The following is a 21,154-nucleotide window of genomic DNA, read 5'->3' on the forward strand; positions in this document are numbered from 1 at the left end:
GTCGGCCCGTCAGGGCCGGAGTGTCCAGAACTCCTCCGGCCGTCCACGCGATGATGGTCCCGGCACACGTTCCGGGTACCGCAGCAGACGAGGGGAACCGTCCGTGCAGTTCGAGGTGTGGGCACCGCAGACAGACCGGGTCGCGCTGCGGCTCCGCGAGGCGACGTACGAAATGGCCCGCGATCCGGACCGGGCCGGCTGGTGGACCGCCGAGGCCCCGGCCGCCGACGGGGACCGGTACGGATTCCTGCTGGGCGTGGCGCCCGGGGCGGAGTCCGTACGGCCCGACCCGCGCGGGCGGCGGCTGCCGGACGGGCCCGACGGCCTCTCGGCGGTGGTGGATTTCGAGCCGCTCGCCCCGCAGGCGCCGTCGCCCGGCACCCGGCTGCAGGACGCGGTCCTGTACGAGCTGCACGTCGGCACCTTCACCCCCGAGGGCACCTTCGACGCGGCCGCCGAGCGCCTCGGGCACCTCACCGCGCTCGGGATCACGCACGTGGAGCTGATGCCGGTCTGCTCCTTCCCCGGCCGGCACGGCTGGGGGTACGACGGGGTCGCGCCGTGGGCGGTCCACGAGCCGTACGGCGGCCCGGCCGGGCTGGCCCGGTTCGTGGACGCGGCGCACACGGCCGGGCTCGGCGTGGTGCTGGACGTGGTCCACAACCACCTGGGCCCCTCCGGGAACCACCTCCCCGCCTTCGGCCCGTACTTCACGGACACCCACCACACCCCGTGGGGCGCGGCGGTCAACCTGGACGCGGCGGGCTCCGACGAGGTGCGCGCGTACCTGCTGGGCAGCGCCCTCGCCTGGCTGCGGGACTACCGGATCGACGGGCTCCGGCTGGATGCCGTGCACGCGCTCGCCGACGGGCGGGCCCTGACCTTCCTGGAGGAGCTGTCCGCGGCGGTGGACGAGCTCGCCGCCGAGTCCGGGCGCCCGCTGTTCCTGATCGCCGAGTCCGACCGGTGCGATCCGCGCACCACGACCCCGCGCGGGGCCGGGGGGCTGGGCCTGCACGCGCAGTGGAACGACGACTTCCACCACGCCCTGCACTGTGCGCTGACCGGCGAGTCCCAGGCGTACTACGCCGATTTCGCGGACGCGCCGCTCGCCGCCCTGGCCAAGACCATGACCCGGGCGTTCTTCCACGACGGGACCTGGTCCTCGTTCCGGGGCCGCAGCCACGGCCGCCCGGTGGACCGGCGGCGGACCTCCGCGCACCGGTTCCTGGGCTACACGCAGACCCACGACCAGATCGGCAACCGGGCGCTCGGCGACCGGCTCGCCGCCTCGCTCTCCCCCGGGCTGCTGGCGTGCGGTGCGGCGCTGGCGCTGACCGGCCCGTTCGTACCGATGCTGTTCATGGGCGAGGAGTGGGCCGCGGGCACGCCGTGGCAGTACTTCACCGACCATCCGGACCCGGAGCTCGCCGAGGCCGTGCGCAGCGGCCGGCGCCGGGAGTTCGCGGCGCACGGCTGGAAGGCCGAAGAGATCCCGGACCCGCAGGACCCGGCCACCCGCGACCGCTCCTGCCTGGACTGGTCGGAGCCGGAACGCGCCCCGCACGACCGGCTGCTGGCCTGGTACCGGACCCTGATCGCGCTCCGGCGCACCCACCCGGACCTGCGCGATCCGGACCTGGCGGCGGTGCGCGTGGCGTACGACGAGGAGCGCCGCTGGGTGACCTTCCGGCGGGGCGACGTACGGGTGGCGGTGAACCTGTCCCCCGAGCCGGTGACGATCGCCCTGGGCCGCAACGGGGTCCGCGTGCTGGCGGCCTGGAACCCGGCCGAGCACCCGGGACCGGACGGCCGCGTGCACGTCCCGGCCGAGTCGGCGATCGTACTGGGGCCGTAGCCTTCCCCTCCATGGAACAGGTACGGGATGAACGCGACGGACCGGAGCCCGCGGCGGCGTACGACCGCATAGGGATCGGCTACAAGAACGTACGGCGGCCCGATCCCCGGCTGGGCGCGCTGATCCGGCAGGCGCTGGGCGGCGCGCGCACGGTCGTCAACGTCGGCGCCGGAGCGGGCTCGTACGAACCCGAGGACGCCGAGGTCACCGCCGTCGACCCCTCCCAGGTGATGCTCGACCAGCATCCCGGTCCGCGCAAGGTGAAGGCGGGGGCGGAGGAACTGCCCTTCGCGGACGGCGCGTTCGACGCCGCCATGGCGGTGTTGACCGTCCACCACTGGCCCGATCCGCACCGCGGGCTCCGCGAGCTGCGCCGGGTCTCGCGCCGCCAGGCCGTCTTCACCTGGGACCCGGAGCACCGGCCGGAGCTGTGGGTGGTGGAGGAATACCTGCCGGAGATCCGGGAACTGGACGGGGCGCGGTTCACGCCCCTGGCCGAGGTCGTCCAGGCGATGGACGCGCACACCGTGCTGCCGTTCCCGATCCCGCACGACTTCACGGACGGTTTCCAGTCCGCCCACTGGCGGCGGCCGGAGGCCTATCTCGACCCTGCCGTACGGGCGGCCAGCTCCACCTTCGCGACGCTGCCGCCCTCCGTCGTGGAGCCGGCGATGGAGCGGCTGCGCGCCGACCTGGCCTCCGGGGCCTGGCAGCGGCGCCACGCCCACCTGCTCGGGCGGGAGAGCGTGGACTACGGCTACCGGCTGGTCGTCGCCGGGGAGTCGTGACCGCCCGGGCCGCGGCCCTCACTCGACGACGGCCAGCTCCCGCGGTGCGTTGTTGAAGCTGCGGCCGCCGTCCTCGGTGACCGTCACGATGTCCTCGATGCGCACTCCGAAGCGGCCCGGCAGGTAGATGCCCGGCTCCACGGAGAAGCACATCCCGGGGACCAGCGGCCGCTCCTCGCCCTCGACCATGTACGGGGGCTCGTGGGTGGTCACGCCGATGCCGTGGCCCGTGCGGTGGATGAACCGGTCGCCGTAGCCGAACTCGGTGATCACCGCGCGGGCCGCCCGGTCCACGTCCTGGCAGGCGATGCCCGGGCGGACGGCGGCGGAGGCGGCCCGCTGGGCCTCGCGGACGATGTCGTGGACGCGCTGTTCCTCGGCGCTCGGCTCGCCGACGTGCACGGTGCGGGAGATGTCGGAGCCGTAGCCGTCCTTGAGCCCGCCGAAGTCGAGGACCACCATGTCGCCGTGCACGATGGTCCGGCCGCCGGCCTCGTGGTGCGGGTTGGCCCCGTTGGGGCCGGAGCCCACGACCGTGAAGTCCACCTGGGAATGGCCGTGTTCGCGCAGCAGCGCGGCCAGGTCGGCGGCGATGTCGGTCTCCCGCCGGCCGGCGAACGGGACCTCCAGGATCCGCGCGTACGCGGCGTCGGCCGCGGCGCCGGCCGCCGCCAGCCGCTCCAGCTCCCGCGGGTCCTTGACCGCGCGGAGCATCGGCAGGACCTCGGTGAGCGGGGCGTAGGAGGTGCCCGCCAACCTCCGCTGGAGGCCCAGCAGATGCAGGGCCCAGGTGTTGTCGCTGACCCCGAACCGGCCGCCCGCGTCGAGGAGCGGCGCGGCGACCCCGTACGGGTCCTTCCCGTCGGCCCAGTCGCGCAGGATCAGCGCGGGCGCCCCGGGGGCCTCGGCCGCGTCGGGCGCCTCCAGGGCGGGCACGACGAGTACGGGCTCCTGCCCGGCGGCGAGCACGAGCAGGGTCAGCCGCTCGGTGTCGCCGGGCCGGTACCCGGTGAGGTGGGCGAGGTCGGGGCCGGGGGCGATCAACAGGCCCGCGAGGCCCGCGTCGGCCGCGCTCTGCGCGGCGGCGGCCATCCGGGCGGCGTAGTCGGCGTGCGTGAACGGATCGGGTTCGAGGTCGCGTGCGAAGTCCATGGGGCGATCCTCCCGCCGCCGCGGGCGGGGCGCGAGGGGTTACCGGGACGCCGTGAGCCGGGCGGCCAGGGCGGTGGCGGCCGGGGTCGGGGTGCCGGGGGCGAGGAGTTCCGTACGGTGCACCAGGCGCGGGTCGGACAGCGGTACGGCGACCCCTGCCCCGGCGGCCCCGGCCACCCGGCGGGGCAGCAGGACCAGGCCGTGCCCGGCGGCGGCGAGGGCGCACAGGGCGTGCAGGTCGGTGCCCTCGTAGTGCAGGGCCGGGCCGGTGCGGACGGCGGCGGGCGCCGGCGCCACCCCGGGGGCGTCGATCCAGCGGGCGTCGGCGAGGTCCTCCAGCCGGAGCGAGGCCCGCCCGGCGCAGGGGTGTCCGGCCGGGAGCAGTACGGCGAGGGCGTCCTCGCCGGCTCCGGTGACGGTGAGCGGGGCCACGTCGGGCAGCCGGAGCGGGTCGCTGGGCGCGGCGAGGCCGTCGACCAGCCCGAGGTCGCAGCCGCCGGTGGCGACCGCGGCCGGCACCTCGGCGGGCGGCAGCACCCGCAGCGAGACCCCGGTGGCGGGCAGCGCGGCCAGCAGCCGGGGCCCGACCGCGAGCGGGGACGCGGCCACGGTGACCCGCCCGGGCGGCGCGGCGGCCAGCCGCAGCACGTCGGCCCGGGCCGCGTCGAGCCGCAGCAGCAGCGGCCCGGCGTGCTCCAGCAGCCGCACCCCGGCCGGGGTCGGCTCGACGGGCCGCCGGGTGAGGAGCTCCGCCCTCAGGTCGCCTTCGAGGGCGGCGATGTGCTGGGACACGGCGGACTGGGTGTAGCCGAGCTCGCGGGCGGCCCCGGAGAAGGAGGACAGCCGGGCGACGGTGACGAAGGTGCGCAGGAGGTGCGGATCCATGGCGCCAGCGTGCACCACCGCGGGGCGGGCGCGGCGGGCCGGGGCGCGCGGGCGGGCCGGGCCGGCAGACGCGCGCAGGCGGGCGTACCTTCGGCGTGGCCGGGCGGTGGCGGGGTGCGGGCTCCCTATCGTGGCAGGGTGAGCATCCCCAGTGGCCGGCCCGAAGGCCGCAGCAGGCCACAGCGCGCACGCCGGACCGACTCCGCCGGGGCCGTCTACGGCTCCCTCCTCGCCACCTCCGTGGTGGCCACCGCCGGCACGGCCGGCGAGTATCCGCGGGTCCAGCTCGTGATCCTGCTGATCGTCACGGGGCTGGTGTTCTGGGCCACGCACGTATACGCCCAGCTGGCAGGGGAGCGGCTGGTCGGCGAGCCGTGGAGCCGGCACGAGATCCGCCGCGTCGCCCTGCACGAGTGGCCCATCGTCGAGGCCGCCGCCCTGCCCGCGGCCGCCGTCGCCCTCAGCGGCCTCCTCGACCTGGACTACGTCGCGACGGCGTGGCTCGCCATGGGCGTGGCGGTGGTCCAGCAGGTCGCCTGGGCCTGCATCGGCGCCGCCCGCGCCGGCGCCACCCGCGGCCAGTTGGCGACCGAGGGGGTCGTCAACCTCGTCCTCGGGCTGGTCCTCGTGGCCACCAAGGCCGCACTGAAGCACTGAAGCGCCGAGGCGCCGATCAGCTCCGCTTATCGAACATGCAGGAACAATCGTTGGCGCTGAACCGGACCGGCGTCGCAGGATGATCGGCATGACCACCGCCACCGCCACCGCGCGCATCGCCCTCGTCGGCGACCGCTCCCCCCATGTGAAGTCCCACACCCGGATCCCGCTCCTCCTCGACGCCCTCGCCTCCCGCGACGGGCTCGTCCTCGACGCGTACTGGATCCCCACCTCCGACGCCGAGGCCGAGGCCGCCTCCGGGGCCCTGGCCCGTTTCGACGCGATCTGGCTGCTGCCCGGCAGCCCGTACGCCAGCGAGGCGGGGGCGCTCGCCGCGATCCGGGTGGCGCGGGAGGAGGGCATCGCGTTCCTCGGCACCTGCGGCGGCTTCCAGCACACGCTGCTGGAGTACGCCCGCTCGGTCTGCGGACTGGCCGGGGTCGCGCACGCCGAGAACGACCCCGGGGCCGAGGAGCTGCTGATCGCCCCGCTCGCCTGCTCGCTCGTCGGGCACGAGGGCCTCGTACGGGCCGAGCCGGGCTCGCTCGCCGAGTCCGCGCTCGGCGCGGAGCGGTCCATGGAGCGCTACCACTGCGGCTACGGACCCGAGCCGCGGTACCTGCCGGTGCTCGCCGCGCACGGGCTGCGGCTGTCGGGGCACGACGAGGAGGGGCAGGCGCGGATCGCGGAGCTGCCGGGGCACCCGTTCTTCCTGGCCACGCTGTTCCAGCCGGAGCTCTCGGGGGACGGAACCCGCCCGCACCCGGTCGTGAAGGCGCTCGCGACGGCGGCCGTCGCACACGCCGCGGCCGGATAACGCGTGGCGGGACCACCCTCCTGATCAGCTATGCTGTGCATGCACATCGAACGGGCGGTCCGCCGCCCTTCGTGGTGGGTGTAGCTCAGTTGGTAGAGCACCTGGTTGTGGTCCAGGTGGCCGCGGGTTCAAGTCCCGTCACTCACCCTGATCCCCTGGGGTACGAGGTCTCCTCGTACCCCAGGGGTTTTTTGCGTCCGCCTCTCCCGCTACCCCCGGAGGAACGCCTCCACCGCCGCGGCGAAGGCGACCGGGGTCTCGTGCGGCGGGTAGTGGCCGGCGCCGGGCACGGGGTGGACCCGGCAGTTGGGGTACGAGACCTGCCAGGTCGCCCGCATCACCTCGGGGGTCAGGGCGAGGTCGTGCTCGCCCGCGAGGACGAGCACCGGGACGGTGCTGCCCTTCACGGCGGCGGACAGGTCCAGCGGCTGCCAGCTCTCCAGGTAGGCGGCGAAGGCCTCCGGGCGGGAGACGTCGAGGGAGTGCCCGATCATCCGGTCCAGCCAGTGGCGGCTCGCGCGGTGGCCGGTGACCAGGTCGAGGATGGTCCGCCGGTTCTCGGCGCTGCCCGCGGCGCCGTGGAAGAGGGCGTGGGTCGCGTCGTCCATCTCGTACGGGCCGGCGGGGACCGGGTTGATCCCGATCAGCTTCTCGATCCGCTCGGGGGCCCGGACCAGGACCTGCTGCATGGCCTTGCCGCCCATGGAGTGGCCCATGAGCGAGAACGCGTCCCAGCCGATCTCGTCGGCGAGCGCGAGGACGTCGTCGGCGATCTCGGGGAGGGTGTAGCGGCCGGCGACGTCCCTGCGGTCGCCGTAGCCGCGGTAGTCGAGGAAGACGTACGAGAACCCCTCGGGGTCCAAGTAGTCAAGTACGGAGCCCCAGTTCGCGGAGGTGCCGAACCAGTCGTGCAGCACGATGACGCGGACGGGGCCGGTGCCGATCCTGCGGTGGGCGATGGCCATGCGTTCTCCCTCGGTGACGGGGATGCCGGAGCCGGACGCCGTACGTTCTGCCCAGCCGCCCCGCCGTCACACCGGCCGGTTCGCCGCGCGTGACGCGGCCGCCACCTCGCCCACGAGGATCACTTCCCGTTGAGCCACGCCCGCGGAGTCAACGCAAGCGTTGACTCCGCGGCGCGCGAAAGCCGGGGCGGCCACCCCGGAGAGTGATGTCAGACGGTCTTGATCGCCGGGTCCGAGACGCCCGGGGCGCCGGTTTCCACGTGGCCCGCGAAGCGGCGCAGGAAGGTGGTGTCCGCTCCGGAGGTGACCTTCACGTCGTACCAGCGGCCCGTCGTGGAGAGGTCCGCCGTATACGTGGCCGTGCCGCCCGCCGCGACCCGGAGGGTCTGGGTCGCGCCGCCGTAGGCGTTGGTCACCGTGAGGTCGACCGCCGCCGCGGCGGAGTTCGTCAGCGTCAGCTTCAGGTTGCCGGTGGCGGCGTCGTGGCGGGCCGTGACCTCGGGGCCGGTCTTCTTCGCCGGGCCCTTCCAGGTGCGCAGGAACCCGTTCGGACCCCAGACCGTCAGGTTGATCTGGTTGCCGGTGGAGCTGCTGGTGCTCCAGGTGTCGGACAGGGTCTTGCCCGCCTCGACCGTGTAGGGCCAGGGGCCGTCCGTCCGGTTGCCCGAGGTGCTGTGGAAGTGCGCGCCGAGGGTGGGGCCGGAGGAGAAGGTCAGCGTGAACTGGCCCGTGGAGGCGGTGGCCCTGCCGTCCACGTAGGGGGCGTAGCCCAGCGCGCGCGTCGGCTTCGCGCCCGCCTCCTGCCTGGGCAGGGTGCCCGTCGCCGGCGGGACCGGGTGGTAGGAGGGGTGCGCGTTGTGGTCCGGCGGGACGTAGCCGGCCGTGGAGGGCAGGGCCGCCGGCGTCGCGTCGGCCTTGGTGAAGTCGAACGCCGAGGTCAGGTCGCCGCATACCGCGCGGCGCCACGGCGAGATGTTGGGCTCCTGCACGCCGAAGCGCTTCTCCATGAAGCGGATCACCGAGGTGTGGTCGAAGGTCTCGGAGCAGACGTAGCCGCCCTTGCTCCACGGGGAGACCACGATCATCGGGACGCGCGGGCCGAGGCCGTACGGGCCGGCCGCGTAGCCGCCGCCCCCGGCGTACAGGTCCCGGGTGACGTCGGCGGTGGACAGGCCCCACGCGGCGGAGGCCGGCGGGTACGGCGGGACGACGTGGTCGAAGAAGCCGTCGTTCTCGTCGTAGGTGATGAAGAACGCCGTCTTGGCCCACACCGCCGGGTTGGCGGTCAGCGCGTCCAGGACCTGCGAGATGTACCAGGCACCGAAGTTGACCGGCCAGTTCGGGTGCTCGCTGAAGGCCTCGGGGGCGGCTATCCAGGAGACCTGGGGCAGGGTGCCGGCCACGACGTCGGCGCGCAGCTTGTCGAAGTAGCCCTCGCCCGCCTTGGCGTTGGTGCCCGTACGGGCCTTCTCGTACAGGGCGCTGCCCGGCGCCGCGTTGCGGTAGGCGTTGAAGTACAGCAGCGAGTTGTCGCCGTAGTTGCCGCGGAAGGCGTCGCTGATCCAGCCCCACCCGCCGGCCGCGTTCAGGCCGTCGCCGATGTCCTGGTAGATCTTCCAGGAGACCCCGGCCGCCTCCAGGCGCTCCGGGTAGGTCTTCCAGCCGTAGCCGGCCTCCTGGTTGCCGAGGACCGGGCCGCCGCCCGTGCCGTCGTTGCCCGTGTGGCCCGTCCACATGTAGTAGCGGTTCGGGTCGGTCGCGCCGATGAAGGAGCAGTGGTAGGCGTCGCAGACGGTGAAGGCGTCGGCGAGCGCGTAGTGGAAGGGGATGTCGTTCCGCTTCATGTACGCCATCGTGGTCGCCGTCTTGGCCGGGACCCACTTGTCGTACTTGCCGTTGTTGTACGCGGCGTGGCCGCCGGCCCAGTCGTGGTTGAGGCCCTCGACGAACTGCATGCCCAGGTTGGTGACCTGCGGGTTGAAGGGGAGGATGTCCTTCGTCCCGTTGGACTGGTAGAAGACGGACTTTCCGTTGTCCTGGAGGACCGGACGCGGGTCGCCGAAGCCCCGTACGCCCTTCATCGAGCCGAAGTACTGGTCGAAGGACCGGTTCTCCTGCATGAGGACCACGATGTGCTCGATGTCCTGGATGGTGCCGGTGGCGCCCTGCGCCGGGATGGCGGCCGCGCGCGCGATGCTCTCGTTCAGCATCGCGGCCGCAGCGGTTCCGCCCGCGATCTGCAGGAACCTGCGGCGATTGAGTTCAGCCATGGGATGACGACCTCTGCGGGTGAGGGGGTTGTCGAGGGGCGCCCCAAGGAGAGCGGTCCCGGGGTACCGGACGGAGATCGGTTCGTGACGCGACGCGGTACAGCTGGAGAACGGAAAGACCTCCCGGACACCCCGTGCATCTGCTGAAATGACCTCCCAGACACACTGCACGGGGGGTGCGGAGCAGATGGCGGGGACCGAGTTCGGGCACGCCCTGGGGCGCTCCCGCGCACTTTCCGGCCTGCCGGCCGCTCCGCTGGTGGCACGGTACGGGGAACTCGTCTCCGCGCAACAGGCCCTGGGCTTAAGCCACTTGGGCGAGTTACTGGTCGCGGCCGGGGGGCGGTTGCGGGTACTCGACGGGATCTTCGCGGTCGAGGGTCCCGGCAGGCGGCGCCATGTGGGCCCCGAGGCACTGCGGGAGCTGCGGGATCTGCGGGCCGCCCGGGCGGACGCCGAGGCCGTGGCGCTGCTGGACCGGCTGGCAGGGATCCAGGAGCGGGACCCTGCCGCGCTGCGGCGGATCCTGCTGTACCAGCTGGTGCGGCTGCTGCACGACCATCCCCGGGGGGACCTGCCGGAGACCGCCGCCGGGTTCGGGGTCGACCCCGACGAGGCGGCGGCCCTGGTGCACGCCACCGCCGCGAGCCCCCGGCTGGACCCCGCGCAGCGGGCGGCCGCCGAGGGGCTGGAGGACGCGTGGCTGGCCGGGCGGGTGCGGGCCGCCGCCCGGAGCGCCGCCGCGCTGCCGCGGACCGCGGCGGGCGCGGATGCGCTGCTGGCGGGCCGGCTGGCCGAGCTGGCCGGTCGGGTACGGGCGGCGGACGCCCTGCTGGACGAGGGCCGCGCGCACGAGGACCGGGGGGAGCGGGAGCAGGCCGCGGCGGCGTACGGACGGGCGGCCGCGCTGGCCTGGGACTGCCCGCGCGCGGTGCGGGGCCTGGTCCGCACCCACCGGCCGGCCGAGGGCGGGCCCGGCCCGCTGGAGGCGTCCGCGGTGCCGGGCGCAGTGGCCCTGCGCAGACCGCCCGGCGCCGACCCGGACGGGGTCTGGCGGATCGTCCGGCTGACCCGGCACGAGCCGGTCACCACACCGCTCCCGGAGGTACCGGGTCCGCTCGGCGCGGGCCCGCTGACGGACGGCCGGGCCCCGCTCGGCCGTCAGGTGCGGTACGTGGCCCTCCCGGCCGACGGCGGCACCCCGCTGATCAGCGCCCCGCTGCTGGTGGCCCCCGAGGTGACGGAGCTCCGCCTCACCGACGGCCGCTCCCGCGTCGGGGTCACCTGGCTCCGCCCGCCCGGCGCGACCGGCGTACGGGTGACCCTGACCGACCCCGAGGGGCACACCACGGACCTCGGCACCCCGAGCCCCGCGGGTCCGGCCGGCGCGGGTCCGGCCGGCGCGGGCGCCGGGGAGGACGGCCGGGAGGGCGTGCGGGCGGAGGGGATCGGGCCCGGGGAGTACGTGGTCCGGGTGCGGTGCCGGTACGCGGGCGCGGGCGGCGAGGCGGTGTCCGGCGGGATCGAGGCCGCCGTCAGGGTGCATCCCTGGCCGGAGCCGGTGGCCGGGCTCAGGGCCGCCGTCCGCGGGGCCGGCGGGCTGGAGCTCCGGTGGACGGGGGGCGCCGGGGGCGACGTACGGTTCGTCCAGTGGCCGGGGGCGGCTCCCGCCGAGGGCGCCGAGCTGGTGGCCGCCGAGCTGCCCGCCCCGCTGGCCTGGGTGGACGCCGCCGGGATCGCCCAGCCGCCGCCCGGCACGCTGGCCACCGTCAGCGCCGTCGCGGTCCTGGGCGAGCGGGCGCTGGCCGGGCCCGGCGTGGCGGTCGAGGCCCCCGAGGGGGTCCGCGGGCTCACGGTCCGGCGGACCTCCGCCGGGCGGGCCAAGGTCAGCTTCGACTGGCCCGACGGGGCCGGCCGGGTCATCGTCGCCGTCACCCCCGAATCCGGCGGCGAGCGGACCGAACACCCCGTCGTGCGGGCCGTGTTCCTGCGCGAGGGGCTGGAGCTGCCGGTCGGCCCCGGCGCCGTCCGCGTCTGCGCGTACGCCGCCCCGCGCAGCGCGCACGCGGTCGCGGCCGCCCCGCGCGACGCCGGGCAGGCGGCCCTCGGGGCCGAGGTGGCCATCGCGTACCGGGTCCTGCCCGGGCCCCGGCGGATGCTGCGGCGCGGGCCCGCCGTGCTCCGGGTGAGCCTGCACTCCCCCGGCGGGGACCCCGGCTCCGGGCTGCCCGACTTCGTCCTCGTCCGCGGAGCGGGCGGTGGCGGGCCCCGGCCCCACCGGCCCTCCGACGGCGCCGAGTTGTGCCGGGTGACCGGCGCCGAGCTCGCGGTCTCGGGGACCGTCGAGCGCGAGATCCCTCCCCACCCTCCCGGCCGCGGCCCGTATGCCGTACGCGGTTTCCTCCTCGGCGGCCGTGCCGCCTCCGTCCGGCTCGACGAGCCCTCCCTCACCTCCCTGGTGGTCCGCTGACATGACCTCCGTCGTCTGCCCCTACTGCTTCGACCGCTCGGCCGCCACCCGGCTGCCGTTCCGCTGCCAGATGTCCGCCACGGGAGTGCGCGGCGGCAAACCGTGCACCGCCGAACTCGACGACACCTGGGCGGAATTCATGGGTCCGAGCGTGCCGCCCGCGCTCAAGATGCGCGGACCGGTCTTCACCGCCCCGCGCGGCCTCGCCGGCCGCCTCGTCAGCGGCGGGGGCACGCGCGCGGACTGCCCGCGCTGCGGGGTGTCCACCCCGGTCCGGGTCTGCCTGCGCTGCCACAGCGACTTCCCGAGCGACTACACCGACCAGGACACCCGGATCATCGCCCTGCTGGGGCCCAAGGCGTCCGGCAAGAGCACGTACGTCTCGGTGCTGATCAACGAGCTGCGCAACCGGGTCGGCCGGGCCTACGGCGCCTCCATCACGGCGATGGGCGGGGAAACCCAGCGCCGGGACCGGGAGATGGCCGAGGACCTGTACGACCGACTGCGGCTGCCGGAGGCGACCAGACCCGCGGCGCTCGGCTTCAACGACCCGCTGCTGTACCGGCTGAGCCTGCCGCTGCGCCGCCGGCTGCGCGGGGACGGCAGCCGGCACACCGCGCTGGTGTTCTTCGACGCGGCGGGCGAGGACCTGGGCAGCGCCGAGGCCATGGACCGCTACACGCACTACCTGGCGGCCGCCGACGGGATCATCCTGCTCGTGGACCCGCTCCAGATGCGGGCCGTACGGGACCAGCTGCCGGTGGACGCGGACCTGCCGCTGCCCACGGTGGAGACCCCGCCGCAGCAGATCGCGGCGGACCTCGCGGCGCAGCTGCGGGCCCACGGGCGGGGCACCTCGCGCGGCCGGGTCACCACGCCCGTGGCCGTCGCGGTGACCAAGACGGACTCCCTGTTCTCGCTGGTGGGGCCGCACTCCCCGCTGCGGCGCAATGCCGACCACGCGGGCGGGGCGGTGGACGACGAGGACCGGCTGGCGGTGCACGAGGAGATGCGGGGACTGCTCGACGGCTGGGACTCGGGGGCGCTGTTCCGGCAGCTGGACCGGGACTTCGCGCAGCTGTCGCTGTTCGGGCTCTCGGCGCTGGGCTCCCCGCCGCCCGCGCACGCCCCGGCCGACGCCCCGAAGTCGGGACCGCAGCCGCTGCGGGTCGAGGACCCGCTGCTGTGGCTGCTGGGGCTGGGCGGGCTGCTGCCGCGCTCCGGGACCGGCGGCGGGACCGGCGGCGGTGGAGGTGGCGGCGCGGGCCGTCGTACGGCCGCCACGGCGAGCGGGGCCGAGGGCCCGCGCCACGGTTCGGGAGGAGAGGCGTGAACCTCGCGCAACTGCACTACACCTCGGCGCCCCCGGGTCCGGACGGCTCGGGTTTCCGGTTCACGGCCGTCAGCCCCGGGGTGCCCGCCTCACTGCTGCGCGAGGCCGAGCAGCTGATCGGGTACGAGCCGCCCCGGGACGCGCCGCCGCGCCCGAGCGCGGACCAACTTCGTTCCTTTCCCCAGGCCTTGAGCCTGAACGTGCTCTCCGATGGCAGCCGGCTGCTGGCCCGCTCGGTGTACACGGGCGCCGACTACAGCGGACGCTGGGGCAATTTCCACGCCCACGCGGTCCATCTGCCGCAGCCCGCCGATCCCGACCGGCCGGCCGGCGGACACCTGCCGATCACGGCCTGGGGCTCCGCGCAGTGGGCGGCCGACTCCCCGCCGGCCGGAGCGCCCGTGCCGCCACTGGCGGCGGTGCCCGCCCCTGGCTCGCTGGACTTCGATGCGCTGGCGGTCTTCGTGGCGGCCCGCGGGCGCTGGCTCGCGGGGTTCTTCGCCGATGTGCGCCGGCTCGTGGAGGATCCGGCGGCCCCGCAGGTGGTCCTGGTGGAGCAGGACAGCGAGGCCGTGGCCTGGTGGATCATGCTGGCCTGCAGTGTGCTGCCGCACCGGAGCGGGCAGTGGCTCACCTTCACCACGTACACCCGGCGGCCGCAGTTCGCCCGGCAGCAGATCATCGGGGTGGTGCCGGAGGACGGTCTGAGCCTCGCCGGACAGGAGCACCGCTACCGGGTGTACGACGCCGCCCGCGCGGCGGCGCCCGCCGCGGCCCCCGATCCGTGGGCGCAGACCGCCGCCCGCATCTGGCAGGCGCAGCGGCAGCAGCTGTTCGCGCACGTCCAGCAGCTGCCTCCCGGACCTCCCGGTGCCTCGTCGAGCGGGGCGGCCGGGCCGTACGAGGCGGGGCCGCTGGCCGCGCTCGCGCTCGCCGACGGGGTCGACCTGGACTCGGCGGGCCGCGCCGCGGCCGCCGACTGGGCGGCCGGACACCGCGCCGCGCTGGACGACGCACAACTGCGCGCGCTGGCGCGGGCGCTGGCCCGTCCGGCGCAGGACCGCGGGCCCGAGGAGGCCGCCGCGAGCGGGCGGCTGCTGTCCGCCCTGGCCGGCTGGGCGCCCCCGGAGGTGAGCGAGCCGCTGGTGGAGCTGGCGCTGGCCCGGGCGGTCCGCTCCGGGGGCGCCGCGCCGCCCGCCGGGCTGCTGGGCGAGTCCGCCCGGCTGCGGCTGGCCGCCGAGCTGGAACCGGAGCTGCGAGCGGCGCTCGCCGACCCGGCGCGCGAACCGGCCGAGCGGGCCGGCCTGTTGCGGGTCGCCGCGGACCTCGGGGTGGACACCGAGGCCCTGCTGCCGGACCTGGCACGGCAGTTGGCGCACGCTCTGATCTCCGATCCGGAGCCGGCGTACGGGAAGGCGGTACGGGCCGCGCTGGCGGAGCTGCCGCGGCTGCGGGAGCTCGTACTGGCCCGGCTCGACGATCAGGCTGCGGGCGATCCGGCCGCGGGGGCGCGGCTGTTCGCCCTCACCCCGCTGCGGCTGACCGGCACCGAGGCGCTGCCGCACCTGCGGATGTGCGCGCAGGCGCAGGCACCCGCGGTTGCGGACGGGGACCGGATCACGGCGCTGACCCTGCTCCTGGAGCACTCCGGCACCTCGCCGGAAGAGGATCCGCTGGTACTGCGGACCGCGATGCGGCTGGTGTGGGGCGCTGAGCCGCCCACCGCGGGCGAGGCCTGGCTGGCCCTGTCGGCGCTGGGCGAGCGGGTCCACCGGGAGGCCGGGACCTGGGAGTTGCTCGCGCGGGCGGCCGTGTCCGCCCCCGTCGGCGACCGGGACGCGGAGGCCCTCGCGGTAGAACTGCTGCGCCGCGGCGGCGGGGAGCTCCCCACCCCGCTGCGGGCTTCGCTGCTGCTGCTGGAGCTGGCCCGGGACCTGGGGACCCGGGAGATCGGCCCGGGCTGGGTCCGCCGGGCCCTCGCGCTGAGCACGGCGGACCCGACGCCGGCGGCGCGGGAGCACGCCTACGCGGCGGTGGCCGCCCGCCTGCTCGCCGAGGACCGGCCCGAGAGCGAACTGCGGGCCCTGATCGAGAGCGACGACGCCGAACTGCTCGCGGCGTACCGCCGGGCCGCCCGGCATCCGCGGGTGGCGGACCGGCTCAGGCTCGACCCCGGGTACGCGGCGGAGTGCTTCACCAGCTGGTCCGCGCAGCCCCAGGCGGGCCCGGCGTGGCAGCGGACCCGCACCGACCTGCTCGACGGCGTGCTGCGGCCGGTCGTACGGGGGCTGCCGGCGGCGCAGCTCGCCGCGGTCGAGGAAGCCCTGGCCCGGCCGGGCGGCCGCTGGGCACAGGACTTCCGCGGCTGGCAGCGGCCCGGCGCGTTCGGACGGCTGCGGGACCGCTTCGGCGGCTCCGGCCGGCGCGGCGCCAAGGAGGCACCCGGCAACCCGCCGCTGCGGGGCGCCGGCGGGCCCATCGCACCCGGGGACGCCGGCGGGCCCGGCGGATCCGGCGACGACAGGAGGCGGCCGTGACCTCCGGCGGCATCGACATCGAGCTCATCGCGAAGATCTTCGGGTGGGCCACGCTGGCGATCGGGGTGCTGGTCTGCCTCGGGTACGGGCTGTGGCGGTTCATGGCCCTGGCCCTGGATGCGGCCACGACCGCGTTCGCGCCGCGCACCCCCGGAACCCCCGACCCGCGGATCTCCCCGTACACGGGCCCGGAACCGGCTCAACCCGCCTACTGGGCGCGCCAGATGTGGATCGACGCGGTCGCCGCCGGGCGGGCGGCCGCCCGCACCGTGTGGTTCCTGCTGGTCCACCACTGGCTCGACGAGCTCGTCCGCCACCGGCTGCTGGGCGGGCGCAACCCGACGACCGGCGACCGCGCCGAGAACGTGTTCGGGCGGCTCGTGCTGCGGTTGCTGGCCCCGGCGACGGCACTGGCCGCACTGCTGTCGGCGCTGCTCTCCGCCGCCCTGCTCCTCGGCATCACGGTGGCCTTCGCCGCCCAGCTGCTGCTCGTACGGGGCGTGGCGCTGGCCGGAGTGGCCGGCGGGCGCGGGGCGGAGCGGCTGTGGAAGCTGGCCCGCGGTATCCGCATGAAGTGCCCGTACCCGGACTGCTACCGGCCCTTCCCGCTGGCCGTGCACGTCTGCCCGGGCTGCGGGGCCGCCCACCGCGAGCTGCGGCCCGGCCGGTTCGGGGCGCTGCGGCACGTCTGCCGGTGCGGGCGGGCGCTGCCCACCACCGCCCTGGCCGGCCGGCGGAAGCTCGCCCTGCGCTGCCCGCACTGCGATCAGGAGCTGCCGGCGGCCGTGGGCACGACGCGGGTGGTGCACGTGCCGCTGATCGGGGGCACCTCCGCCGGCAAGACCATGCTGATGGCGGCCATGCTCGACGGCCTGCGGTCCTGGTCGCACGAGTCGGCGCTGACGGTCGAGTTCGCATCGGTCACCGACCGGCGCGAGGTCAACACCCTGGGCCGGCAGGTGGAGACCTCGGGGTGGGCGCTCAAGACGCAGGGCGGGCAGCCGCGTGCCCTGATGCTGCTCGTCGGGTGCGGGCGCGGACCGCTCAAGTGCCGGCGGCTGCTGTACCTGTACGACCCGATGGGCGAGTCGCTGCGCGACGCGGCCACCACCCGGCTGCAGCAGTACCTCGCGCACGCGGACGGGGTGGTGCTGGTGGCGGACGTGCTGGCCGCGCCCGACGTACGGCGCGCCCTGCGCGAGGGCGACGGGCGGCTGGCGGTGGCGGCCCGGCCCGCCGACCTCGGTCCCGTGGACACGTACGCGGCCTTCTCCGGGGAGCTCCAGGGCCTCGGCGGCCGGCGGGGGCGCCTGGGCGTGGCGGTGGTGGTGACCAAGCGGGACGTGCTGGACCGGCTGAGCTCGCTGCCGCGGCCGCACGGGCCGGTCGAGGCCTGGCTGGGCGAGATCGGGCTGGACGGGCTGGTCCGCACCCTGGACCACGATTTCGCGGCGGCCCGCTACTGGGCGGTCAGCGCGCACGCCGCCACCGGTGCGGGAGCCCTGGTGTCCGAGCAGCGGCGGGCGGCGGAGCCGGTGCTGTGGCTGCTGGCGCGGACGGGCCTGCGGTTCGGCGGCCCGCCGGCCGCGGCCCGGCAGCCGCGGCTGCCGCGCCCGCGCGGGCGCGCCCGCCCCGGTGGGCCGGCCGGCCCGACGGGACCCGGCGACCCGGCGGCATCGGATCGATCAAGCCTGTGACGTGGGGCAGGCAACCCCCTAAGGTCACTGAGAGGAGCAAGTGCCCATGGTGACACCGCAGATCGCACGGGGACGGCTGCTGATGCTGATCCTGTTCGTGGCGGCGGCCTTGATGACGGCGGCCGCCGGGGTGGCGGCGCTCGTGCAGTACGTACCGCAATGGCTCGGGAGTTGAAGGAGATTAGCGGTGAGTGACATCCCCGGCGGGCCGATGGCGAACCGGCCCGTCCACTTCATCTGGCTGCTCGACTGCTCGTACTCGATGCAGGGCGAGAAGATCGGCCAGCTCAACTATGCGATCAGAGAAGCCGTTCCGGAGATGCGCTCTGTCGCGCGCGACAATCCGGCGGCCCAACTGCTGCTGCGCACGATGACGTTCTCCACCACGGCCCGGTGGCACCACCAGGATCCCGTACCGGTGGACGACTTCACCTGGCAGGACGTCCAGGTGGACGGCATGACCAACCTGGGCGAGGCGCTCCAGATGGTGGCCCGGGAGCTGGACACCCCGCCGATGCCGCAGCGGGCGCTGAAGCCGGTGCTGGCGCTGGTCTCCGACGGGGTGCCCACGGACGACTGGAAGGCGGGGCTGCGGGCGGTCGACGCGACCCCGTGGGGGCGCAAGGCCGTACGGGTGGCCATCGCGATCGGCGCGGACGCCGACCGCACCGTGCTCCAGGAGTTCCTCGGCAATCCGGAGCTCCAGCCGCTGGACGCGAACAGCCCCAAACAGCTGGCCGCGGCGATCCGCTGGGCCTCGACGGCGGCGGTCAAGGCGGCCTCGCAGATGGTGGCGGGGTCCACGGACCCGCTGGCGAAGCAGCCGCAGTACGCCCCGCCGGTGCTCGACGACGACGATGACGACGTGTGGTGAGCGGGCCCGTGTCACCGGAACCACCACCCGTACCACCCGTGCCTCCCGCACCGCCGGTGCCCTCGCACGCGCCGGGGCCCGTACCGGCGTTCGTACCCGCGTCCGTACCGCCGTGGGCCACGCTCCTCCAGAGCGTCCAGGGCGTGAACAAGAGCCGCAACCAGGACTATTGCGAGGTCCAGGGGCGCGGCACGGCCGAGGAGCCGCTGATCATGGCGGTGGCCGACGGCCACGGCTCGGCGGCGCACGCCCGCAGCCACCTGGGCTCCCGCTTCGCCGTGGACCTCTTCGTCGAGGAGGCCCGGCGGTTCGGCGCGCTCGCCCAGCCGCGCGGCGACGAGCGGCCGCCCAGCCTGGCCTGGCTGATGCACTACGCCGAGCACGCCTTCCCCCGCCAGCTGGTCAGCGCCTGGCGGGAGAAGGTGCTCGGCAACTGGGCGCGGAACAGCTCCCACGAGGAGCCGGGCCTGTCCGAGGAGCACAAGGTGCTGCTGTACGGGAGCACGCTCGTCGGCGCGGTGCTCACGCCCCGGGTGTTCGCGGCCTGGCAGCTCGGCGACGGCGAGCTGACGGTCGTGGACGACGCCGGGCGGGTGACCGTACCGCTCGCGCCGACGGAGGCGGACCTGGGGGACGAGACGGAGTCGCTGTGCACCCCGGAGGCGTGGCTGCGCGTACGGACGCACTGGGCGCCGGTGACGGCCCCCTCGCGGGCGCCCCGGCTGGTCGCGGTCTCCACCGACGGGCTGTCGAAGAGCTTCGCCTCGGACCGGGGGTTCCTGCAGTTCATGGCGGGGCTGGACGACCGGCTGTCGACGGAGGGCGCGGACAGCGTGCGGGCGGTCCTCCCGCAGTGGCTGGCCAGGGCCTCGCAGCACTCGGGGGACGACACCACCCTGGTGGCCGCCTGGCACCAAGCCACCCCGCCGGCCGCGGGAGGACCGGCCGCGGCCCCGGAACCCGCCGTGAGCCGGCAACCGCCCGCGGACCCGGAAGGGGCCACGGAAGCGGCGTCGGCTGCGGCTCCGGCCACGGACCCGGGAACCCCCGCGGGACCGGCCCCGGACGCGGGACCGGACACGGCACCGGACACGGCTGCGGCCCCGGTCCCGGACCCCGCCCGCCCCCCGGCCACCGATCCGGCACCACCGACCTACCCTCACGGGAGAGACGAATGAGCGGCATGCTCGACAGCGGGACCCTGCTGACGACCGACACCGGCCTGGGCGTGGAGGTGTTCGACCTGCTCGGGGCGGGCGGGCAGGGGGAGGTCTACCGGGTGCGCACCCCCGCCGGGTACCAGGCGCTCAAGTGGTACTACCCGGCCTGCGCGACCCCGGCGCAGGAGGCCATCGTCCGCCAGCTGGTGGGCCGCGGCTTCGACGACGACCGCTTCCTGTGGCCCCTGGACTTCGTCGCCGACGGGCGCGGCGGGTTCGGGTACCTGATGGGCATCCGCCCGGACCGGTTCAAGGGCCTGCCCCTGCTGTTCCGGCGGCAGCTGCGCACCTCGCCGCGGGCCCTGCTGAAGGCCTGCCTGTACATGGTCGAGGCGTACCAGGCCCTGCACTCGCGCGGGATCGCGTACCGGGACATCTCCTGGGGCAACATCTTCTTCGACCCGACCACCGGCGACGTGCTGGTCTGCGACAACGACAACGCGGTGGTGGAGGGCGACAGCACCGGGATCTCGGGGACCATGGAGTTCATGGCGCCCGAGCTGGTGCGCGGCGATCCGGGAGTGGCCCCCGGCACGCAGAGCGATCTGCACTCCCTGTCGGTGCTGCTGTTCATGTTCCTGATGAACCACCATCCGCTCAAGGGCCGCCGCGAGTTGGCGATCCACTGCCTCGACGAGGTGGCGGAGCGCAAGCTGTACGGGAAGCAGCCGCTGTTCGTCTTCGATCCGCAGGACCGGTCCAACGCGCCCGACCCGACCGAGCAGGCGACCGTACTGGCCACCTGGGCGGCGGCCCCGGAGTCGCTGCGGGAGCTGTTCACCAAGAACTTCACGGCGGGTCTGCACGATCCGACGACGCGGGTCCGCGAGTCGCAGTGGCGGGACACCCTGCGCGCGGTGCTCGACGCGGTGGTGGAGTGCGCGCAGTGCGGACGGCAGAACATGACCGAGCCGCGGTCCACCACTCCGGGCACCTGCTGGAGCTGCGGGAGCACGCTGGTGCTGCCGCCGCGGCTGGTGCTGACCACGCCTCCGCCGCGTACCGAGCACCACATCCTGCTGCACCGCTCCTCGCGGGTGCAGGCGCACCACCTGGCCCCGGAGCCGGCGCGGCACGACTACGGCGACGGGACGCTGGTGGCGCTGCTGACCGAACACCCCCAGAAGCCGGGCCGGTTCGGTCTGGCGAACCGGTCGGCCTCGGCGTGGACGGGCACCCGTGCGGACGGCTCCACCCAGCGGATCGACCCCGGGCAGACGGTTCCGCTGCGGTCGGGCCTGGAGCTGGACTTCGGCGGCGCGCGGGCCGTCGTGCGGGCGAAGTAGGGCTCCTGGGGCTCAGTTGCCCAGGAGGCGGCTGATCTCCTGGGCGAGGGCGAGTCCGCCGCTGCCGACGCCGAGACCGAGCGTGATGGTCTCCAGGGAGCGGCGGATCACCCCCGGCTCGGCGGGACGGCCCTCCTGCGCGGCCCGGTCCAGCTCTCCGTGCAGGACCTCCGCCGCTTCGATGCGGCCCGGGGCCGCGCCCTGGTCGCGCAGCCACTGGGCGAGCTCGGCGGCCAGTCGCAGGGTCTGCGCGGCGCCGCCGTCCTGCTGTCCGACGTTGATGGTGCCGTGGTCGCCGATGATGCCGGCGTTGACGTCCCCGTTGAAGTTGAAGGTGCCCATTCG

At 75.4% G+C, this 21,154-nt stretch carries 17 protein-coding genes and 1 tRNA gene; 13 read left to right on the top strand and 5 right to left on the bottom strand.

Translation table 11 applies throughout. From position 1 onward, the window contains the following. Window positions 1-103 precede the first annotated feature (103 nt). Together treZ and ACFYZS_RS17605 are read left to right on the top strand one after the other, a co-directional pair. Window positions 104-1,858, top strand: coding sequence for a malto-oligosyltrehalose trehalohydrolase (gene treZ / locus ACFYZS_RS17600; protein WP_389012759.1), 1,755 nt, complete (start codon window positions 104-106; stop codon window positions 1,856-1,858). 11 nt (window positions 1,859-1,869) lie between these two features. Beyond that, window positions 1,870-2,646 carry a class I SAM-dependent methyltransferase gene (locus tag ACFYZS_RS17605; protein WP_389012762.1) on the top strand — a complete coding sequence of 259 codons (777 nt, stop codon included), beginning with the start codon at window positions 1,870-1,872 and terminating at the stop codon, window positions 2,644-2,646. Window positions 2,647-2,664: 18 nt separating this feature from the next. Here ACFYZS_RS17605 and ACFYZS_RS17610 read toward each other — a convergent pair whose 3' ends face one another. Together ACFYZS_RS17610 and ACFYZS_RS17615 are read right to left on the bottom strand one after the other, a co-directional pair. Next, window positions 2,665-3,798: a M24 family metallopeptidase gene (locus ACFYZS_RS17610; protein ID WP_389012765.1), complete on the bottom strand. Its 1,134-nt coding sequence runs from the start codon at window positions 3,796-3,798 to the stop codon at window positions 2,665-2,667. A gap of 39 nt (window positions 3,799-3,837) precedes the next feature. Next, window positions 3,838-4,683, bottom strand: a complete 846-nt coding sequence (locus ACFYZS_RS17615; protein ID WP_389012768.1) for a LysR family transcriptional regulator — start codon at window positions 4,681-4,683, stop codon at window positions 3,838-3,840. A 138-nt stretch (window positions 4,684-4,821) separates the two neighbouring features. On the opposite strand from ACFYZS_RS17615, the gene ACFYZS_RS17620 reads away from it, so the two are divergent. From ACFYZS_RS17620 to ACFYZS_RS17630, 3 genes are all read left to right on the top strand, one after another. Further along, the gene (locus tag ACFYZS_RS17620) at window positions 4,822-5,340 is read left to right on the top strand and encodes a hypothetical protein (RefSeq protein ID WP_389012771.1); all 519 of its coding nucleotides are present in this window, start codon (window positions 4,822-4,824) and stop codon (window positions 5,338-5,340) included. Between the two features lie 88 nt (window positions 5,341-5,428). Beyond that, window positions 5,429-6,157 carry a hypothetical protein gene (locus tag ACFYZS_RS17625; protein ID WP_389012774.1) on the top strand — a complete coding sequence of 243 codons (729 nt, stop codon included), beginning with the start codon at window positions 5,429-5,431 and terminating at the stop codon, window positions 6,155-6,157. Between the two features lie 74 nt (window positions 6,158-6,231). After that, window positions 6,232-6,304 (top strand) — tRNA-His (locus ACFYZS_RS17630). A gap of 62 nt (window positions 6,305-6,366) precedes the next feature. On the opposite strand, the gene ACFYZS_RS17635 is transcribed toward ACFYZS_RS17630, so the two are convergent. Both ACFYZS_RS17635 and ACFYZS_RS17640 read right to left on the bottom strand, forming a co-directional pair. Then, complete coding sequence (locus ACFYZS_RS17635) at window positions 6,367-7,122, bottom strand: alpha/beta fold hydrolase (protein ID WP_389012778.1); 756 nt, start codon at window positions 7,120-7,122, stop codon at window positions 6,367-6,369. Window positions 7,123-7,331: 209 nt separating this feature from the next. Then, window positions 7,332-9,392 (bottom strand): phosphocholine-specific phospholipase C, encoded by a 2,061-nt coding sequence (locus tag ACFYZS_RS17640; RefSeq protein WP_389012781.1) that lies wholly within the window; start codon window positions 9,390-9,392, stop codon window positions 7,332-7,334. 187 nt (window positions 9,393-9,579) lie between these two features. On the opposite strand from ACFYZS_RS17640, the gene ACFYZS_RS17645 reads away from it, so the two are divergent. The 8 genes from ACFYZS_RS17645 to ACFYZS_RS17680 are packed head-to-tail and all read left to right on the top strand — an operon-like array spanning window position 9,580 to window position 20,809. Then, window positions 9,580-11,862: a hypothetical protein gene (locus ACFYZS_RS17645; protein ID WP_389012784.1), complete on the top strand. Its 2,283-nt coding sequence runs from the start codon at window positions 9,580-9,582 to the stop codon at window positions 11,860-11,862. A 1-nt stretch (window position 11,863) separates the two neighbouring features. Next, window positions 11,864-13,195, top strand: coding sequence for a hypothetical protein (locus ACFYZS_RS17650; protein WP_389012787.1), 1,332 nt, complete (start codon window positions 11,864-11,866; stop codon window positions 13,193-13,195). Further along, on the top strand, window positions 13,192-15,732 hold the full coding sequence (locus ACFYZS_RS17655) for a GTPase-associated protein 1-related protein (RefSeq protein WP_389012790.1): 2,541 nt from the start codon (window positions 13,192-13,194) through the stop codon (window positions 15,730-15,732). The genes ACFYZS_RS17650 and ACFYZS_RS17655 overlap by 4 nt, the downstream gene beginning before the upstream one ends. Continuing rightward, window positions 15,729-17,429, top strand: coding sequence for a hypothetical protein (locus ACFYZS_RS17660; protein ID WP_389012793.1), 1,701 nt, complete (start codon window positions 15,729-15,731; stop codon window positions 17,427-17,429). The genes ACFYZS_RS17655 and ACFYZS_RS17660 overlap by 4 nt, the downstream gene beginning before the upstream one ends. Before the next feature lie 46 nt (window positions 17,430-17,475). After that, a complete protein-coding gene (locus ACFYZS_RS17665) occupies window positions 17,476-17,604 on the top strand; it encodes a hypothetical protein (protein ID WP_389012796.1) in 129 nt (42 codons plus the stop codon). A 36-nt stretch (window positions 17,605-17,640) separates the two neighbouring features. Next, entirely contained in the window at window positions 17,641-18,303 is a 663-nt protein-coding gene (locus tag ACFYZS_RS17670) for a tellurium resistance protein (protein WP_389013446.1), read from the top strand. Between the two features lie 38 nt (window positions 18,304-18,341). Continuing rightward, window positions 18,342-19,481, top strand: coding sequence for a PP2C family serine/threonine-protein phosphatase (locus tag ACFYZS_RS17675; RefSeq protein ID WP_389012799.1), 1,140 nt, complete (start codon window positions 18,342-18,344; stop codon window positions 19,479-19,481). Then, complete coding sequence (locus ACFYZS_RS17680; RefSeq protein WP_389012802.1) at window positions 19,478-20,809, top strand: protein kinase; 1,332 nt, start codon at window positions 19,478-19,480, stop codon at window positions 20,807-20,809. The genes ACFYZS_RS17675 and ACFYZS_RS17680 overlap by 4 nt, the downstream gene beginning before the upstream one ends. A gap of 12 nt (window positions 20,810-20,821) precedes the next feature. Here the strand turns inward: ACFYZS_RS17680 and ACFYZS_RS17685 are convergent, their stop codons facing one another. Further along, window positions 20,822-21,151, bottom strand: coding sequence for a hypothetical protein (locus tag ACFYZS_RS17685; protein ID WP_389012805.1), 330 nt, complete (start codon window positions 21,149-21,151; stop codon window positions 20,822-20,824). Window positions 21,152-21,154 lie beyond the last annotated feature (3 nt).

The sequence above is a fragment of the Streptomyces sp. NPDC001903 genome, assembly GCF_042891345.1.
Taxonomy (GTDB): domain Bacteria; phylum Actinomycetota; class Actinomycetes; order Streptomycetales; family Streptomycetaceae; genus Streptomyces.

Coding starts and splice junctions, on each gene's coding strand:
- ACFYZS_RS17605 (WP_389012762.1), top strand. CDS start 1,870: ATGGAACAGGTACGGGATGAACGCGACGGACCGGAGCCCGCGGCGGCG.
- ACFYZS_RS17610 (WP_389012765.1), bottom strand. CDS start 3,798: ATGGACTTCGCACGCGACCTCGAACCCGATCCGTTCACGCACGCCGAC.
- ACFYZS_RS17615 (WP_389012768.1), bottom strand. CDS start 4,683: ATGGATCCGCACCTCCTGCGCACCTTCGTCACCGTCGCCCGGCTGTCC.
- ACFYZS_RS17625 (WP_389012774.1), top strand. CDS start 5,429: ATGACCACCGCCACCGCCACCGCGCGCATCGCCCTCGTCGGCGACCGC.
- ACFYZS_RS17635 (WP_389012778.1), bottom strand. CDS start 7,122: ATGGCCATCGCCCACCGCAGGATCGGCACCGGCCCCGTCCGCGTCATC.
- ACFYZS_RS17640 (WP_389012781.1), bottom strand. CDS start 9,392: ATGGCTGAACTCAATCGCCGCAGGTTCCTGCAGATCGCGGGCGGAACC.
- ACFYZS_RS17645 (WP_389012784.1), top strand. CDS start 9,580: ATGGCGGGGACCGAGTTCGGGCACGCCCTGGGGCGCTCCCGCGCACTT.
- ACFYZS_RS17650 (WP_389012787.1), top strand. CDS start 11,864: ATGACCTCCGTCGTCTGCCCCTACTGCTTCGACCGCTCGGCCGCCACC.
- ACFYZS_RS17665 (WP_389012796.1), top strand. CDS start 17,476: ATGGTGACACCGCAGATCGCACGGGGACGGCTGCTGATGCTGATCCTG.
- ACFYZS_RS17670 (WP_389013446.1), top strand. CDS start 17,641: ATGGCGAACCGGCCCGTCCACTTCATCTGGCTGCTCGACTGCTCGTAC.
- ACFYZS_RS17680 (WP_389012802.1), top strand. CDS start 19,478: ATGAGCGGCATGCTCGACAGCGGGACCCTGCTGACGACCGACACCGGC.
- ACFYZS_RS17685 (WP_389012805.1), bottom strand. CDS start 21,151: ATGGGCACCTTCAACTTCAACGGGGACGTCAACGCCGGCATCATCGGC.